Origin of the sequence: Kribbella sp. NBC_01505, assembly GCF_045040285.1 — a bacterium.
In the GTDB taxonomy this organism is placed as follows: Bacteria; Actinomycetota; Actinomycetes; order Propionibacteriales; family Kribbellaceae; genus Kribbella.
Genome location: NZ_CP109425.1, coordinates 3,550,650 through 3,566,443, shown reverse-complemented (window position 1 = coordinate 3,566,443; position 15,794 = coordinate 3,550,650). Strand labels below are relative to the sequence as shown.

The window sequence follows — 15,794 nt, the reverse complement described above, 5'->3', positions numbered from 1 at the left end:
CTCAGAGAGGTCCGGCTTGATGATCATCACCAGCCAGTTCCCGCCCGTCGAGATCCTCGACGTACCGCTGCACGAGGCCGTGCTCGGGCGCGCCCAGGAGTACGGCGACCGCCCGGCGCTCGTGGACGCGGTCAGCGGGCGCGAGATCAGCTACGCCCAGCTCGACGCGATGACGCGGCGGGTCGCGGCCGGGCTGGCCGAGCTCGGGATCCGGCACGGTGACGTGGTCGCGCTCTACAGCCCGAACACGATCCTCTACCCGGTCGTCTTCTACGGTGCGATCCGGGCGGGCGCGACTGTCACGACGGTCAACGCGCTCTACACCGCCGACGAGCTGCACAAGCAACTGATGGACTCGAAGGCGAAGTTGCTGGTGACGATTTCGCTGTTCCTGCCGGTCGCGACGGCCGCGATCGAGGGCACCGACGTCACGGAGATCTTCGTCTGCGACCAGGCCGAGGGATACCGGTCGGTGATGGAGCTGGTGGCGTCGACCGCGCCCGAGCCGGTGGTGACGTTCGATCCTGCTGAAGATGTCGCGGTGTTGCCGTACTCAAGCGGTACGACGGGGGCGGCCAAGGGTGTGATGCTGACGCACCGGAACATCGCGACCAACCTCGTGCAGGCCGAGGCGACGTTCAACATGGGTGAGGGCGAGCGGATCATCGCGATCCTGCCGTTCTTCCACATCTACGGACAGTCCGTACTGATGAATCTGCCGTTCCGCTTCGGCGCGACTGTCGTCGTCCTGCCGAAGTTCGACCTGCAGCAGTTCCTGACCACGCTCGACGAGCAGAAGATCACGCGCGCGTTCGTCGCGCCGCCGATCGTGCTGGCATTGGCGAAACATCCCGCCGTCGATGGCGTTGACCTGTCGGCGTTGAAGTACCTGACGTCGGCCGCGGCTCCGCTGGATGCCGAGTTGGCCGAGTCCTGCGCGAAGCGGCTCGGGCTGCACGGGGTGCTGCAGTGCTACGGGATGACCGAGCTGTCGCCGGGGACGCACGCCGTACCGCAGGACGACCCGGAGCCGCCACCTGGTGCCGTCGGCAAGCTGTTCCCGTCGACCGAGCAGCGGCTGGTCGGTGCTGATGGCAACGATGTTGGCGACGGTGAGGTCGGGGAGATCTGGATCCGCGGACCGCAGGTGATGAAGGGATATCTGGGCCGGGTGGCGGAGACCGACGCGACCATCGACCGCGAGGGCTGGCTGCACACCGGCGACCTCGGACGCGTCGACGAGCGCGGTTACCTGTACGTCGTCGATCGGGTCAAGGAGCTGATCAAGTACCACGGGTACCAGGTGCCGCCGGCCGAGTTGGAGGCCGTGCTGCTGACCGACGAGCGGATCGCGGACGCGGCGGTGATCGGGGTGCAGGTCGACGGCAACGAGGTGCCGAAGGCGTTCGTCGTACCGATGCCTGGTTCCGGTCTGACGGAGGACGAGGTGCTCGAGTACGTCGCCGCGCGGGTGGCGCCGTACAAGAAGGTGCGGCTGGTGGAGTTCATCGAGGCGGTGCCGAAGGCTGCGTCCGGGAAGATCCTGCGGCGTGAGCTCCGAGCGCGCGAGGCCGCCCGTGAGTGAGGTTCTTCGCGAACCACAACAGGACCGCAGCCGGGCGACCCGGCAGCGGTTGCTGGAGGCTGCGGTCGAATCACTGGCCGAAGTCGGGTACGCCGCGACCACGGTGGCTGTGGTCGCGGCCCGGGCCGGGGTGTCGCGGGGCGCGGCGCAGCACCACTTCCCGACCCGGGCGGATCTGTTCGCGGCGGCCGTCGAGTACATGACCGAGGTGCGGCTCGCGGAGATCCGGGCCGCCACCTTGCCGGCTGGACCGGGGCGGACCGAGGCGATCGTGAGTCTGCTCGTCGACGTCTACACCGGTCCGCTGTTCCGGGCTGCCTTGCACCTGTGGGTGGCCGCGTCGACCGAGGAGGCGCTGCGCGCTCAGATCGTCCGGCTGGAGGAGCGGGTTGGACGGCGTGCGCACCGGGCGCTGCTCGACGTACTGGACGTTTCGGAGCGGACTCCCGGCGTACGGGAGACGGTGCAGGGTGTGCTGGACATGGCACGTGGTCTGGGGCTGGCTGACCTACTGTCGGATGACAGTGCGCGCCGACGCGGGATTGTCCGGCAGTGGAGCCGCATCCTCGATCAGGCCCTGCTTGCGCCTGGAGTGTGACCGAAGGACCGTCGGAAGGTGTCGATGAACGCACTGGTCGACGCCCAGCCGCACTGGTGAGCTACTCGGGTGACTGACTCACCATCTGCGAGCAGTCTGAGTGCTGTGTGCAGTCTGAGCTGAGTGCGCCACTGGGGGAACGTCATGCCGAGGTCTGCGCGGCAGAGGCGGCTCAGCGTGCGTTCACTCGCGCCGACGTGGGTTCCTAGCTCGGTGAGGGTGCGGTTGTCGGCAGGGTCGGCGTACAGGACTTCGCAGAGCGCAGTGAGCCGTGGGTCGCGCGGAGTGGGCAGGTAGGTCGGCAGCTGCGGCGAGCGCTTGAGCTGGTCGAGCAGTACGGCGTACAGGCGGTTGCGCTCGGCTGACTCGTCCATTGGGGCCGTGTAGGTGAGGATCAGCTCGCGCAGGAGCGGGCTGACGACCAGGGCGGATGGCGCTGTGAGCGCGAGCGGGTTCGCGGTCAGGCCGATGGTGTGGAGGGCGGTGTAGCCGTAGGCGCGGTGTTCGTGGACGGTGCCGGCCGGGATCCAGATGGCGCGGTTGGCCGGGGCGATCCAGCTGCCGGCGTCGGTGGCGACGGACAGCACGCCCTGACCGGCGTACACGATCTGGTGCTCGTCGTGCCAGTGCGCGTCGATCGCCCCACCGGCGGGGATCGGCAGGATCCCGGTGGTCGCGATCGAGTGGCGGTTTTCCGGCATAGGTTGGCATTTTATCGGAAGCCGGACAGGGGGTCTGTCGGCAACGATCGGTGTGTGAGGAAAATCCGACCGATCGGGCTGATGGCGATCGGGCATGCGTGTGTCGATGTGTACCAGGGCTGCGTCCCGGCGTTGGTCCCGTTTCTGGTGGCCGAGCGCGGCCTCGGGTACGTCGCGGTCTCCGGGATCACGTTGGCCGCGACCCTGCTGTCGTCCGTGGTGCAGCCGGTCTTCGGCGTACTGACCGATCGGCGGCCGCTCACCTGGCTGATCCCGGTCGCCATGACGACGGCCGGGCTCGGGATCGCGCTGCTCGGGGTCGGGGACTCCTACTGGCTGATGTGGCTCGCGGCCGCGCTGTCCGGGCTCGGCGTCGCGGCGTACCACCCGGAGGCAGCCCGGATGGCGCGCGCGGTCAGCGGGGGCAGTCATGTCGGGATGAGCTGGTTCTCGGTCGGGGGGAACGTCGGGTTCGCGCTGGCGCCGGCCATGGTCACCCCGATCATCGCTTCCGGCGGGTTGGGCTGGACGCCGGTGCTGATCGTGCCCGCGCTGTTCGGTGCGGTCGTCACCCGGCTCGCGATCCGATCCGCCGGATTCGTTGCTGCTGGCAACGGTCAGCCGGTGGTCGGTTCCGACGACTGGCCGTCGTTCCTGCGGTTGTCGGCGATCATGGTCTGCCGATCGATCGTGTTCGTCGGGCTGGGCACGTTCATCGCCCTGTACGCCGGTCAGCGGGTCGGCGGCGGTACGACCACCGGCGGGATCGCGCTGTTCGTGCTGTTCGCCTCGAGCGCGTTCGGAACGCTCCTCGGCGGCCGGTTCGCCACCCGGTTCGGGCGGATCCGGACGTTGCGCGCGTCGTACGGCATCGCCGTACCGGCCCTTGCAGGGCTCGTGTTCGTGCCCGGGCCGGCGTTCTTCGGCTTCCTCTTGCTGACCGCGATCGCGATGGCGATCCCGTTCTCGCTGCACGTCACCCTCGGCCAGGACTTCCTACCCACCCGCGTCGGCACCGCCGGCGGAATGACCCTAGGACTCGCCGTCAGCATCGGCGGCATCGGCACCCCGATCCTCGGCACCCTCGCCGAACACACCTCCCTCCACACCGCCCTCTCCACGCTGATAGCCCTCCCCCTGGCCTGCGCCCTAATCGCCTACGCCCTGAAGGAACCCGTCATCGAGTGATGCGCGCTAGTAGCGAGCGGCGGTACGGCGGTCCACCTTCGCCGCTAGTTCGTCCGGGTCGCACTCGGCCAGGTGGTCGCGGACGAGCAGGTGGATGAACGAGTACTCGCCGGGTGCGGTTTGGGCGAGCACGTAGCGGTCGGCGGCGTACCGGAGAAATGCTCGGCGCCGCCAGGGGACGTTGCCGCTCCAGGGCACCAGGAAGTCGTAGATGCGACCCTCCAGGAGCACACCCGCGTACCGAGTCTTGAGCATTCCCAGGTTTGCTCTGGCGAACAAGAAGCCGACCGCGAGACCTGCAGTAGCTTCTACGTTTCCCGAGAACAGGTCGGTCCCCAGCACGACGGCGAGCGCGATCCCCGACGCAGCGCCACCGATCACCCACCAGGCCGGCCGCCACCACGGTCCCACGCTGCCGTGGTCGCGCGGAGCCGAGGCGAAGCGGCCCTTCAACAGCCTGGTGCAGCGAGCAATCACCAGCCCGACCACTACCCCCGTGACGAACTCACGGATGTCCAGCCCGAAGCCGGTCCACCGCGGCAGCCCCGCTATGAGGCCCATCATCGCAACGGTCACCAGGACTCCAGTCGCCGCACCTGCAGCGATCGCCAGCCCCAGAAGTGCCACGCGTCGCGACACCGGGGTACTGACGGAGTCGGGAGACCACCACGTACGGCGCCGCCAGAGCGCAGCCAGCAACGTCGCTCCGGCAACACCCAGGCCAGGCAGCACGCCGTACTGCGCAGCCGTGGCGGCCGTCGACCCAGCTGTGAATCCTAGGAAGAGCGCGGGCAAGCAGACCATGTTGGCCAGGTAGTCCGCCTCAGGGCGGCTTGGGGAGAAGTCCCGCGGAACAAGCCGCCGCGGTACCACAGTTTGGTCCCCGGCCTCGTCACGGGTGAACCACGCGAGGCACCAGAGAGAGCGCACCGCCGTGCGCGCGTCGTACTGGCGGCTTGCCGACCGGCGTCTGGAGAGGACCTCGGCGATGAAGGTGTCGAAGAGGTCGCGGCGGACATCCGCTGCGCCGCTCGCGGCGATGGCCTCGGGGCCGCGGTCCTGGTAGGCCAGGAGCAGTACGGCGAGCATCAGGGGTGTGGTGACGAGATCCCAGAGCTCGTCGTCCTGCTCGATCGCCGCGCGGGCTCCGTCCAGTGCGGGTCCGACTGCTTCGAAGTACTCGAGGACCTGTTGCCTGGTGAGCGGTCTGATGTCCACTGCACCGTTCAGGACGAGCTTGTTGGTCAGCAGGCCGTAGTCGTGACTGCGGCAGGTTACGGCGAGTTTGGGGATTGTGTAGTGCTTCTGGAGATCTGAGAGGACGCCTGCCAGTTTGTCGCGATGTGGGCGGTCGATCTCGTCCAGGCCGTCGAACAGCAGCGCGAGATGCCCGTGCAGCAGCCAGCTTCGGCCTACCGCCGATGGGATGCCGTAGCGGAGTTTGAGTTCGTCGAGCAGCCAGCGGACGAAGCCGGCCAGCGCCGGAGTGTCTCGCGGGTGGTCGTCCTTCTTGGAGGACGGGGTGGCTGACCAGGTGGCCAGGTCGACCACGACTGGGATCGGGGTGCGTTCGTCGGCGGTTGCCTGGTTGGCGAGGGTTCGGGCGAGGGTTAGGAGGAGGGTGGTTTTGCCGGCGCCGGGGGCGCCGAGGATCAGCATGGAGTCTTGGAGTTCGTCGAAGACGGCGGCGATGTCTGCGTTCTCCGGGAGTTGCCGGGGTGCGCTGTTGGGTGGCTGGACGAAGAGGTCGTACGGGCGGACTACCGCCTGCGGGCGCTCGTCCAGGGCGAGGGCGACGCGGGTGCGGGTGGCCAGGGAGCCGGCGACGCGCTGGTTCAGGTAGTCGTCGACTGCTTTGAGCAGGAGCTGGCGATTGCGGGGTACGTCGGCTGAGCGGCTCGAGATGGTGGGGCGTTGGCGGCTGCGGACCTCCAGCAGGGCGGTCACGACGAGGATCGCCCAGAGGACGCCGATCGCGGGCCACGTCCAGCCGACGTACGGGCTGAGGAAGGCGGGCGCCGTACCGCCGGTGCCGACGTTGATGGCGATCGGGAGCAGGACCAGGCTGAGCGAGGCGGTCAGCACGATGACGACGGCGCGCACGACAGAGTCCCGGATCCTCACGCACCGGAGCGTATCGGTCCGGGCCGTATCGACCTGTGGATCGGGCCTGCTGGCGGTGATGCTGAGTACCGGGCTGGTGGCGCTGGACGCGACCATCCTGGCGACCGCGGTGCCCTCGGTGGTCGAGGCTGTCACCCGCCCCGACCCGAGGCACCGGCGAGCGTAGCCGTCGCCCGCATAGCGTCGAGGCGTGAGTCCCCGTACTCGTATGAATCACAAGACGAAGTGGCAGGACAACCGGTACGACGTAGCCTGCGTCGTCAGCTGGACGGCACCTGAGGTCAAGGTGAAGTCTGTGGAGACGACCGCCCGGTAGGCGCTAGCCGCGCAGCATGATGTCAGCCACCGTCGTCCGGGGCGGGCAGTTCCGCCAACGCGCTTGTGATCAGCCGGCGCGCAGCTGCGCCGTACGCGGCCAAGCTCGACAGCGCGGTGAAGGTTTCCGCGTACATCGCGAGTTCGCGTGGGTGTGTGATCGTGAGGAACCCGGAGACCAGCTCGACGTTTGCCTGGCTGTTGTCGAACATGTAGAAGTTTTCCACTGGCCAGCGCGACGATCGGTCCACGGTTGTCGGGATGACTCCCAGAGTGACTGAGGGAAGCGTCGACACCTCGAGCAGGTGGCGGAGCTGGTCAGCGAGTACGGCGTGGCCGCCCACCTGGTAGCGCAGAGCCCCTTCCTCGAGTACGAAGGCGAACGTGTGATCGCCTTCGCGAAGAATGTGCTGCCGCTCGATGCGTTCGGCGACTGCAGCGGCTACGTCGTCGATTGCGACTTGGCGACGGTCCCGCACCGATCTCAGGACGGCAGTGGTGTACTGCGGGGTCTGAAGCAGACCGGGGATCATGGTCTGGCAGTACGACCGAAACTTGCGTGTGCGCTCGTAGATATCACGGACGGCGACGTTCAGTTGTTTCAGCCCGGTCTGCTCAGCCCGTCGCCAGTCCAGCCACATTAAGTTGACGGCTCTGACCTCGGCGATCAGTTCAGGTATCAGCTTCGGGGCAGAGCAGACGTAGCACCACGCTCGTAGATCGTTTTCGCTGGGCCGCTGCTTGGCGTGCTCGATTCGCGATGTCTTCGCCTCATGCCAACCAGCGGCAGCAGATAGTGCCCGCGCTGTCAGACCAGCGTCGAGCCTGATCTCCTGCAGCCGGTTGGCGAGAGCGTGATGCGCGCTCTGAGCGCTTGAAAACGGTGACTCAGACATCGCAAATCTACGAACGGAACGCTAGGCGGCCGTCACTCCGGATGCGACGTAGTCGCTGTGGTCGATCCCGAGTTCCCAGGATGCCTCAAACGCTGCCTCACATAGCTTGACGGCTTCTGAATTGGTCGTGACCTCTTCGCCGACGTATCGCCCGTCTCCGGCGAAGAAGTAGAACTGGAGGGTACTGCCGTCGAGGATCCAGACATCGTTGCCTGGCAGCGCGAGCGCTGACACTCGCTGCCTGGGTACCCACCGGATCTGTTCGCCGGCGTCGATGTTGACTCGCTGGGTTACCGCGTGCTCGAACTGTATGTAGTCCGACAGCGGTTCGCTGACGACTCGTACACGCTTCACCTCTACCCCTCGGGCGGTCGCCTGGCGGGCGATCTCGGTCCACCCGGCGTACGCGCGGACGGCTTCATCGAGGTTGCCGGCCTTCCACGCAAGATGGCCTGGGTCCTCGGTCATGTACTGGTCGCGGAACTCCAGTTTGAGAGCGGTCCTTGTGGTCTCGGCGAGCAACTCAGTGGTCGACTTTGGCACTACACGCCTCCAAGATGATGTCGATCATGCTCGGCGGTAGCTTCACGACGGACTCCGTATCCAGGAGCCGGCTGTCCGTCGAGATCCGCGCGAGCAGTTCGGGATCGATGACCGTCTCACCTTGGAAGTAGAAGTCGCCCGTCTGCTCGTCCCGGAAGACGGCCGGACAGGTATCCCCGGGGTTGTTCGGGTCCTTCCCATGGAACTTCAAAGCCATGATGACCTCCCGTATCGAATGACTTGCGTTGGCATGCGCCGGTGGGGACCAATTCTTAGTCGGGTTACGGATCCCAGGGAACCCTTCAGCGGGTCTCGCCGCAAGTTTCCGCAAGTTCGTTGCCCGGCGGATGCCCGTGTGGAGGGCTCCGCAAGCCGGCCGAGGCTCTCGATAGCGGGTTCCGGCGGTAGATGTATTGAATCTTGCCAATTCACCGCGCAAGTTGCTGCAAGTCAATGGATGGCGGGAGTTCGTGAGCTCTACGTTCGCTGGACGGTCAGGGCGGCGGGTGAGCCCAGAGCATGCGCGCAGGGCGGTGCGACATTTCTCCCCCGCCCCGTCTCCCTGGCCGGTCCACGTAGCAAGGGGTGACGAGTGAGTCGAGGTAGAGGGTGTCCGACGACCTAGATCTGAATGCGGTGATCGATGCCTGGGCTGTGCTCTCGCCTGAGGCCCGGCGGACCCTCGCGCAGCTGGCGCACGACTTTTGTCCTCCCGAGAATGCCATCGCGGCTGGGCCCTGGCCAACACTGATGACCGAGCCGGAGTGCGAGACGCCCGCGGAGGCGGAGCTGCTCCACGGGGCGTGGCCGACATTCGTACCCAGTTCGGAATGGGAGCGCCACGACGATCCCGAGGTTCGCCGGTGACAGCGGTGGACCACACCGAGGAGCAGTCAGTCGAACCGGCGGAAGAATCGCCGGTCGTCCATGGATACTTCCGCGAACACATGTTCATGGGCCATCGAGAGAAGGCCGATCTCCGGGCGCGGCTGGATCAAGCCGCGCGGCAGCACGGGTACCGACTGGGCAAGGTCTTCGAGGAGAGAGTCGAGACAACGCCTGCGGCGTTCGGGGCCCTAGTCGATGCTGCGGTCGAAGACAGCGCCGCCGTGATCGTGCCGGGCATCGAACACCTTGCCATCCACGGTCACGCCACGATGATCCGAGACAGCCTTGCCGCCGCAATCGGCGCGCCCGTACTCGTCGCGACGAGGTAGCAAGGATCCACATCCTCACGCACCGGAGCGTATCGGTCCGTGGATCGCCCCTGCAGGAATTGTTCAACGATCACGTAAGTTGGCCTTTGTCATGACTACTCAGCGGATCGATCGAGGCAGCATCGGACTGCGGTCGGAGCGAGGGCCGATCCTGCTGGCGGTGATGCTGAGTACCGGGCTGGTGGCGCTGGACGCGACCATCCTGGCGACCGCGGTGCCGTCGGTGGTCGAGGATCTGGGCGGGTTCACGCAGTTCCCGTGGCTGTTCAGCATCTATCTGCTGGCCCAGGCGGTCTCGGTGCCGATCTACGGCAAGCTCGCCGACTTGCGCGGGCGGAAGCCGATGATTTTGTTCGGGGTCACGCTGTTCGTCATCGGGTCGGTGCTCTGCGGGTTCGCCTGGAGCATGCCGGCGCTGATCGCGTTCCGGCTGATCCAAGGGCTGGGCGCGGGCGCGATCCAGCCGATCGGGATGACGATCATCGGCGACATCTACACGGTGGCCGAGCGGGCCAAGGTGCAGGGATATCTCGCCAGCGTGTGGGGGATCTCGTCGTTCGTCGGGCCGACGCTCGGTGGGGTCTTCTCCGACTACATCTCGTGGCGCTGGATCTTCTTCGTGAACGTGCCGCTCGGGGTCGCGGCGGCGATCGTGCTGCGCAAGCGGTTCCAGGAGAAGGTCGCCGAGAAGACCAAGCACCAGATCGACTACGCCGGCGCCGTACTGCTGGCGGTCGGCGGCTCGTTGCTGCTGCTCGGCTTGCTCGAAGGTGGCGTGATGTGGGCCTGGGACGCGCCGATCAGTATCGCGATCCTGGCGGTGGCGGTGATCCTGATCGTCGCGTTCGCGCTGGTCGAGCGGCGCGCGGCCGAGCCGATCCTGCCGCCGTGGGTGCTCAGTCGCCGGGTGCTGAACTCGGCCAACGCGACCGCGTTCCTGATCGGGCTGCTGATGATGGGACTGTCGACGTACGTGCCGGTCTTCGCGCAGGGCGTGCTCGGGACGTCCGCGCTGATCGCCGGGTTCGCGCTGGCCGCGATGACGATCGGCTGGCCGATCTCGGCGTCGCTGTCCGGGCGGATCTATCTGCGGCTCGGGTTCCGCTGGACGATGCTGCTCGGCTCGGCCTTCGTCGTACTCGGGTCCGGGATCCTGCTGACGGTCAGTGCGACGAGTGGCGTGTGGCAGCTCGCGGCGGCGTGCTTCGTGATCGGTGTCGGGCTCGGGTTCTCGTCGGCGCCGGCCGTGGTCGCGGCTCAGTCGTCGGTCAACTGGCAGCACCGAGGCGTGGTCACCGGCGCGAACATGTTCTCCCGCTCGGTCGGTAGCGCTGTCGGGGTCGCCGCCTTCGGTGCGGTTGCGAACGGCGAGATCGCCGCGCGGCTCGGCGCTGCCCACAAGGACATTCAGAAGGTCCCGGCCAACGTGCTCGCCCCGGCCATCCACGACGTCTTCTACCTGGCCGCCGGCGCCGCCGTACTGCTCATCGTCGCGGTCGCCTTCATCCCCAACCGCATCCCCGAACGGCCGCTCGCCTCGGCTAGTTAGGCAGCGGCCCGGTCAAGCCGAACCACAGGCTGACGCCGAGCAACACGATCCACAGCCCGCCGAGTCCCCACCCGAGCCGGACCTGACCATCCTTGGACAGCGGCCGACCAGCCACCTTCCCGACGATCGCCAGCGTCACCAATCCGAGCAGGAACGTCAGGATCAGCGCCCCGACAGCGCTGGCCCAGCCGAAGCTGACCGGCCGCGCAACCAGGTAGGCCTCGCCGAATCGGCGCTCAGGCCCGCCGTCCCCACGATGCCCGAGCAGCATCGCCGAGCTGGCCGCGACGGTCGACATCACATACGTCAGCACGGCTTTGACGACCGGACCCAGCCGGCGTCGTACGGCAAACAGAGCCGTCATCACCACGAGCGGGCCGCCCATCCACGCCCACCCGACCGCCCGCAGTACAAGCTCGTCCGTCCCAGCCACGTCACCGACAGACCGCACCACGTCCCGAACGACCAGATCGCCGAAGACCCCCGACAGGATCAGTACGGCGAACGCCGTCAGCGGCGCGTACTTGGCCCACCGCCCAAGAACCGTGAGCAACAGGATCACCGGTGAATTCCGCACCGGCGAACTCTGTCAGACCGACGGTCTAGGTTTTCGGCATGCGGGTTGTGGATTGTGTGGGGGCTTTGATTCGGGATCGGCGTGGGCGCGTTTATGTGCATCGGCGGTCGGTGGATCGGCGGTTGTTGCCGGGGATCTGGGATGTGGTCGGCGGACACGTCGAGGCGGGGGAGACGCCGGAGGAGGCGTTGCGGCGGGAGGTGGAGGAGGAGACGGGGTGGACGGTTCGCGAGGTGGTGGGGACGGTCGCGGACTGGGAGTGGGAGTGGGAGGGGCGGGTACGGCGTGAGCTCGACTATCTGGTCGTGGTCGACGGGGAACTGGAGCGGCCGCGGTTGGAGGAGGGGAAGCACGATGCGTCGGCTTGGGTCGGCGTGGACGATCTCGAGTTGCTGATGGTCGGGCGGACCGACGGGGACCGGCGGCTGCGGGACATCGTGGCGCACGTGGTGCGGATGCGGTTGACCGAGCGGTTGCGGCTCGAGCCGATCAGTGGACCGGGTGCGGTCCTCGGCGGACATGTGCCGGACCTGGTGCGGTTGTTCGCGGATCCGTGGGTGTCGCGCTGGTACGGCGGCTCGTGGTCGCCGGAGGTGGCTGCGGAGCGGGCGGCCGAGATGGGCGCGGCCTGGGAACGCGATTCGGTGAGCAAGTGGGTCGCGTATGAGCAGTCGAGCGGGGAGCTGGCTGGGCGAGGTGGGTTGTCGCGGATGACCGCGGGATCCCCGGTGGCGGTGGCGGTCGAGGGGTTGGTCGGGGCGGAGTGGGCGGTCGATCGGCTGGAGTTGGGATGGGCGCTGGTGGAGTCGGCGCGGGGGCGCGGGTTGGCGACCGAGATCGGGCGGGCCGGATTGGAGTTCGCGTTCGAGACGCTGGGAGCACAGGCAGTGATCGCTTTTACCGAGCGTCACAATCGAGCCTCCCGGGCGGTGATGGACCGGCTCGGGATGACCTACGCGGGTGAGATCACCGCCGAGGGCTGGGTGGACGGCGTACCGGAGGTGCAGGCGGAGGCTCCTTTCGCCGTTCATGTCCGTCGGACCTGAAGCGGACCTCCGGCCGGACCTTCACGGACCCGTTGTGTACGACCGGACATGTACATCTTGACACAAACGCTCACGGCTTGCGACTCTGGCAGGCATGAGCACACTGCGACGGATGACCCCACTGCTCCTCGATGTCGGCGTACCGCTCGCCGTCTACTACCTGCTGCGCCAGACCGCTCTGGATCAGAGCTGGTGTTATGCGGCCGGAGCGGTCACCGGTGGAGTGATCGTCGGTCGTACGGCGATCAAGCAGCGGAAGCTTGATTGGCTGGCCGGCTTCGTGCTGCTCGGGTTCGTGATGACATTCCTGGTTTCGCTCGCGACCGGCAACGTGAAGCTCGCGACCCTGACCGACTCGCTGATCTCCGGGGCGATCGGGATCGCACTGGTCGTGAGCGCCTTGGCCGGGCGGCCGGCGTTCCGCGCGGTCGCGCTACGGGTCGCCGGGACGACCCCGGACGTACGGCGGATGCTCGACGAGCGCTGGGAGACGCAACCCGCCTGGCGCGAGGTGATCGGCCGGATGACCTGGATCTGTGGCGCCGTCCTGATCGTGGAGGCGCTGGTCCGGGTCGGACTCGTGGTCGCGCTCGGACCCGACGCGGTGGTTGTCGTGTCCCGCATGCTGCAGGTGATGACCGGGGTCGGACTGACCTTCTGGGCAATCAGCTACGCCAAGCGGTCCGCGCATCGGTGGAGTGCACCGGTTCCGGCCGCGGCGTGAGCACGCGGGACACGACAGAGACTCCGTTGTGTGACCGCCCAGGCGCGGCGGTCACACAACGGAGCCGGCCACCTCGGGGGGGTGGTTCCTGGTGAGGTGTCAGGAACCACCGGTGGTGTCCTACCGCCCAGGACACCCAGCCCCGGCCTGGCCCGAGGTGTCGGCCAGGTGGTGGTGGTTGGAACGGCTGGGCGGCGGCGATACAGGGAACTCAGCCGCCAGCCCAGCCGGGCTTTGGGCGGTGCGGTCCGGGGCTGAGGAGTGCCCCGGACCGCACCTGGGTTTCGTTCGGGACCTGAGGAGGGTCCCGAACCTTCCAGAAAGCCGAACCCTGAACGTGAGGAGACTCCAGGGTGCGGCTGACCGAGCCTGAGGAGGGCCCGGAAGCTTGTCGATCAGATGTTTGATTCAGTCCGTGCTGTCGAGCGGGCCGAGCATGTCGTTGGTGACCTTCAGGCCGGCGAAACGGCGCCGCATCGCCTGCTCGTAGCGGGCCGCCAGCGGTGCTTCCGCGACGTACTGGGCGATCACATGCTCGCCGAACCAGACCCGAACCCGGCGACGATGCTGTCGCGCCGTCATTTCCGCGATGCTCACTGCCTCTCACCCCGTAACTCTCAGCCCTTGCAACCAGTTGGACTTACTGGTTGTCATGGCAGTAATGGTGCACGAGCCCAACGTGACCGCTCTAGGACCTGAAGAGGACCTTTGCCGGACCTCTTCCGGACCTCTGGCGGACATCTGGAGGACAGCACCTTGTCGTGGGGCATTAGTCGAGACAACGTCTGTTCTGACGGTGAACGGGAGGAACGATGGCGGCGAGGTTGGCGCCTAAGACGGTCCTGGCGCACTTGATCCAGCGCCGGAACCAGACCTACTCCGAGATCGTCGCCGAGTTCGTCGAGCTGGGTGGAACCATCACCGAGCGGCACCTGCGGCGTCTCGCATCGGGCGAGCGGGCAGGAACCACTCCACAGACCCGGCGCACCCTGCAACGCATGTTCGGAAAGCCGGTCGAGGAACTTCTCGCGCCGTACGTCCCCGAACAGACGGTCCCGCAGCACGTGGGGCAGCAGATGGTGCCGGCTGCCACGGGTGGGCGGATCACGACAGGTAACGAGATGGAGGTTCTCGACATGGCTGCCAGCCGAGCGAGGGCATTTGCCCTTGCGGCCCAGTCCGGTCTCGGAAGCGAGGCCATGGAACAGGTGTACGACGACGTGCGCCACGTCGCGAAGGCCTACCCGCAGCGCCCACTGCCGGAGATCCTCGGTCAGCTGGTCGAGACGCAGGACCTGGTCTTCGCACTGCTGGAGAGCCGGCAGCGGCCGGAGCACCTGCGGCAGCTCTACTTCCTCGGCGGGGTGACCGGTGGCCTGCTCGCCAAGGCCTCGCACGACCTCGGGAACCCGCATGCGGCGCTGACGCAGGCGCGGACCGCGTTCCTGTGCGCCGACAACGCCGACCACCACGGCCTGCGCGCCTGGGTGCGTGGCCTGCAGTCCCTCGTCTCGTACTGGGCCGGCAACCCGCACGACTCCGTCCGCTACGCCCAGCTCGGCGCCGGCTACGCCGAGCAGGCCAACAGCACCACCAGCGTCTGGCTCCCGGTCAGCGAGGCCCGCGCCTGGGCCGCACTGGGCAACCCGGAGGCCACCCGGGCCGCGCTCGAGCGGGCCGAGAACGCCTGGACCACGGTGCAGAACGACGAGCTCGACGACATGGGCGGTCTGTGCACCTTCGGACGGCACCGCCAGCTGTACTACGCGGCCGACGCGCTGGCGTGGCTGCCGGGCGAGGGCGAGCAGGCCGAGCGGTACTCGCGGCAGGCCGTCGACGCCTACGCCGACCAGAACCACCCGGAGTGGGCCTTCGGCGACGCCGCCGGCAGCCACGCCGCGATGGCGATCAGCCGGATCGCGACCGGTGAGCTGGACGGCGCCGCGGACGCGATCGCCCCGGTGCTGGACCTGCCGACCGAGCGCCGGATCAACGGAGTCGTGCACTCGGCCCGCCGGGTTCACCAGGCCTTGCGGCAGTCCGGTCGCGCGGACGACGCCCGCGAGTTGCAAGAGGAGATTGAAACGTTCACGCGGACACCAGTGCAGACCCTCAACCGGTGACCCCGGGTTCCTTCCACAATCGCCCCATGGAGCCTCTCAACGGTGATCTGACGGTTCTGCGCGAGTTCCGCGAGAACGATCTCGACGACTACCTGTCCGTGTTCGGTGACGACCGCGTCACCGACTGGATGGCGTTCGACAGTTACGACCGGGCCAAGGGGACCGAGGTGCTGGCCGGCATCCTCGAGCGCTCGGCCCGGGACAAGCGCCCCGACTACATGCTCGCCGTCACCCGCCGGGACGACGACCGCATGATCGGCTTCGCCCGGATCGCGCCCGGGATCCCGGCGAGCGGTCCCTGGTCGGCCAAGCTCGGGTACGGCGTGCACGCGGACCACTGGGGTCACGGGTATGCGACGGACGCCGCCAAGGTGATGCTGGCCTTCGCGTTCGGCACCCTCCACGTGCACCGGGTGACGGCGGCGATCGGCCCGGAGAACGCGGCCTCGATCGCCGTGGTGAAGCGGATCGGTTTCAGCTACGAAGGTCACTTGCGTGACCATGTGTTCACCAACGGTGCCTGGCGGGATTCCTTGCTCTACTCGATTCTCGAGGACGAGTACGCGGATCGTTCATCTCCGCGTCATCTGGAGCCTTGACGGGATTTT

At 67.5% G+C, this 15,794-nt stretch carries 17 protein-coding genes; 10 read left to right on the top strand and 7 right to left on the bottom strand.

Annotation, left to right across the window (positions count from 1 at the left end):
• The first annotated feature begins 19 nt into the window (after positions 1 to 19).
• Positions 20 to 1,585 (top strand): AMP-binding protein, encoded by a 1,566-nt coding sequence (locus OG474_RS16855; protein ID WP_405063242.1) that lies wholly within the window; start codon positions 20 to 22, stop codon positions 1,583 to 1,585.
• Positions 1,578 to 2,183 (top strand): TetR family transcriptional regulator, encoded by a 606-nt coding sequence (locus tag OG474_RS16850; RefSeq protein WP_405063241.1) that lies wholly within the window; start codon positions 1,578 to 1,580, stop codon positions 2,181 to 2,183. The genes OG474_RS16855 and OG474_RS16850 overlap by 8 nt, the downstream gene beginning before the upstream one ends.
• Here OG474_RS16850 and OG474_RS16845 read toward each other — a convergent pair.
• On the bottom strand, positions 2,156 to 2,884 hold the full coding sequence (locus OG474_RS16845; protein ID WP_405063240.1) for an AraC family transcriptional regulator: 729 nt from the start codon (positions 2,882 to 2,884) through the stop codon (positions 2,156 to 2,158). The genes OG474_RS16850 and OG474_RS16845 overlap by 28 nt on opposite strands.
• Before the next feature lie 54 nt (positions 2,885 to 2,938).
• Here OG474_RS16845 and OG474_RS16840 point away from each other — a divergent pair, with 54 nt between their 5' ends.
• Entirely contained in the window at positions 2,939 to 4,072 is a 1,134-nt protein-coding gene (locus tag OG474_RS16840; RefSeq protein ID WP_405063239.1) for an MFS transporter, read from the top strand.
• Between the two features lie 6 nt (positions 4,073 to 4,078).
• Here OG474_RS16840 and OG474_RS16835 read toward each other — a convergent pair whose 3' ends face one another.
• Positions 4,079 to 6,196, bottom strand: a complete 2,118-nt coding sequence (locus OG474_RS16835) for an NACHT domain-containing protein (protein ID WP_405063238.1) — start codon at positions 6,194 to 6,196, stop codon at positions 4,079 to 4,081.
• Between the two features lie 190 nt (positions 6,197 to 6,386).
• On the opposite strand from OG474_RS16835, the gene OG474_RS16830 reads away from it, so the two are divergent.
• Positions 6,387 to 6,512, top strand: coding sequence for a hypothetical protein (locus tag OG474_RS16830; RefSeq protein ID WP_405063237.1), 126 nt, complete (start codon positions 6,387 to 6,389; stop codon positions 6,510 to 6,512).
• 22 nt (positions 6,513 to 6,534) lie between these two features.
• Here OG474_RS16830 and OG474_RS16825 read toward each other — a convergent pair whose 3' ends face one another.
• From OG474_RS16825 to OG474_RS16815, 3 genes are read right to left on the bottom strand one after another with little or no spacing between them, the layout of a single operon-like run.
• The gene (locus tag OG474_RS16825) at positions 6,535 to 7,407 is read right to left on the bottom strand and encodes a helix-turn-helix domain-containing protein (protein ID WP_405063236.1); all 873 of its coding nucleotides are present in this window, start codon (positions 7,405 to 7,407) and stop codon (positions 6,535 to 6,537) included.
• Between the two features lie 21 nt (positions 7,408 to 7,428).
• Complete coding sequence (locus OG474_RS16820) at positions 7,429 to 7,950, bottom strand: DUF6879 family protein (RefSeq protein ID WP_405063235.1); 522 nt, start codon at positions 7,948 to 7,950, stop codon at positions 7,429 to 7,431.
• A complete protein-coding gene (locus tag OG474_RS16815) occupies positions 7,931 to 8,167 on the bottom strand; it encodes a hypothetical protein (protein ID WP_405063234.1) in 237 nt (78 codons plus the stop codon). The genes OG474_RS16820 and OG474_RS16815 overlap by 20 nt, the downstream gene beginning before the upstream one ends.
• Positions 8,168 to 8,813: 646 nt before the next feature.
• On the opposite strand from OG474_RS16815, the gene OG474_RS16810 reads away from it, so the two are divergent.
• Positions 8,814 to 9,167, top strand: a complete 354-nt coding sequence (locus OG474_RS16810) for a hypothetical protein (protein WP_405063233.1) — start codon at positions 8,814 to 8,816, stop codon at positions 9,165 to 9,167.
• A gap of 91 nt (positions 9,168 to 9,258) precedes the next feature.
• Complete coding sequence (locus OG474_RS16805; RefSeq protein ID WP_405063232.1) at positions 9,259 to 10,716, top strand: MDR family MFS transporter; 1,458 nt, start codon at positions 9,259 to 9,261, stop codon at positions 10,714 to 10,716.
• Here OG474_RS16805 and OG474_RS16800 read toward each other — a convergent pair.
• The gene (locus OG474_RS16800; protein ID WP_405063231.1) at positions 10,709 to 11,293 is read right to left on the bottom strand and encodes a hypothetical protein; all 585 of its coding nucleotides are present in this window, start codon (positions 11,291 to 11,293) and stop codon (positions 10,709 to 10,711) included. The genes OG474_RS16805 and OG474_RS16800 overlap by 8 nt on opposite strands.
• Positions 11,294 to 11,331: 38 nt before the next feature.
• Here OG474_RS16800 and OG474_RS16795 point away from each other — a divergent pair, with 38 nt between their 5' ends.
• Together OG474_RS16795 and OG474_RS16790 are read left to right on the top strand one after the other, a co-directional pair.
• Positions 11,332 to 12,339, top strand: coding sequence for a GNAT family N-acetyltransferase (locus OG474_RS16795; protein ID WP_405063230.1), 1,008 nt, complete (start codon positions 11,332 to 11,334; stop codon positions 12,337 to 12,339).
• Positions 12,340 to 12,433: 94 nt separating this feature from the next.
• Positions 12,434 to 13,063 (top strand): VC0807 family protein, encoded by a 630-nt coding sequence (locus tag OG474_RS16790; RefSeq protein ID WP_405063229.1) that lies wholly within the window; start codon positions 12,434 to 12,436, stop codon positions 13,061 to 13,063.
• Positions 13,064 to 13,471: 408 nt separating this feature from the next.
• On the opposite strand, the gene OG474_RS16785 is transcribed toward OG474_RS16790, so the two are convergent.
• The gene (locus OG474_RS16785; RefSeq protein ID WP_405064695.1) at positions 13,472 to 13,660 is read right to left on the bottom strand and encodes a hypothetical protein; all 189 of its coding nucleotides are present in this window, start codon (positions 13,658 to 13,660) and stop codon (positions 13,472 to 13,474) included.
• 215 nt (positions 13,661 to 13,875) lie between these two features.
• Between OG474_RS16785 and OG474_RS16780 the strand changes: the two genes are divergently transcribed.
• Both OG474_RS16780 and OG474_RS16775 read left to right on the top strand, forming a co-directional pair.
• Positions 13,876 to 15,186 carry an XRE family transcriptional regulator gene (locus OG474_RS16780; RefSeq protein WP_405063228.1) on the top strand — a complete coding sequence of 437 codons (1,311 nt, stop codon included), beginning with the start codon at positions 13,876 to 13,878 and terminating at the stop codon, positions 15,184 to 15,186.
• Between the two features lie 26 nt (positions 15,187 to 15,212).
• Complete coding sequence (locus tag OG474_RS16775) at positions 15,213 to 15,785, top strand: GNAT family N-acetyltransferase (protein ID WP_405063227.1); 573 nt, start codon at positions 15,213 to 15,215, stop codon at positions 15,783 to 15,785.
• The last annotated feature ends 9 nt before the right edge of the window (positions 15,786 to 15,794 follow it).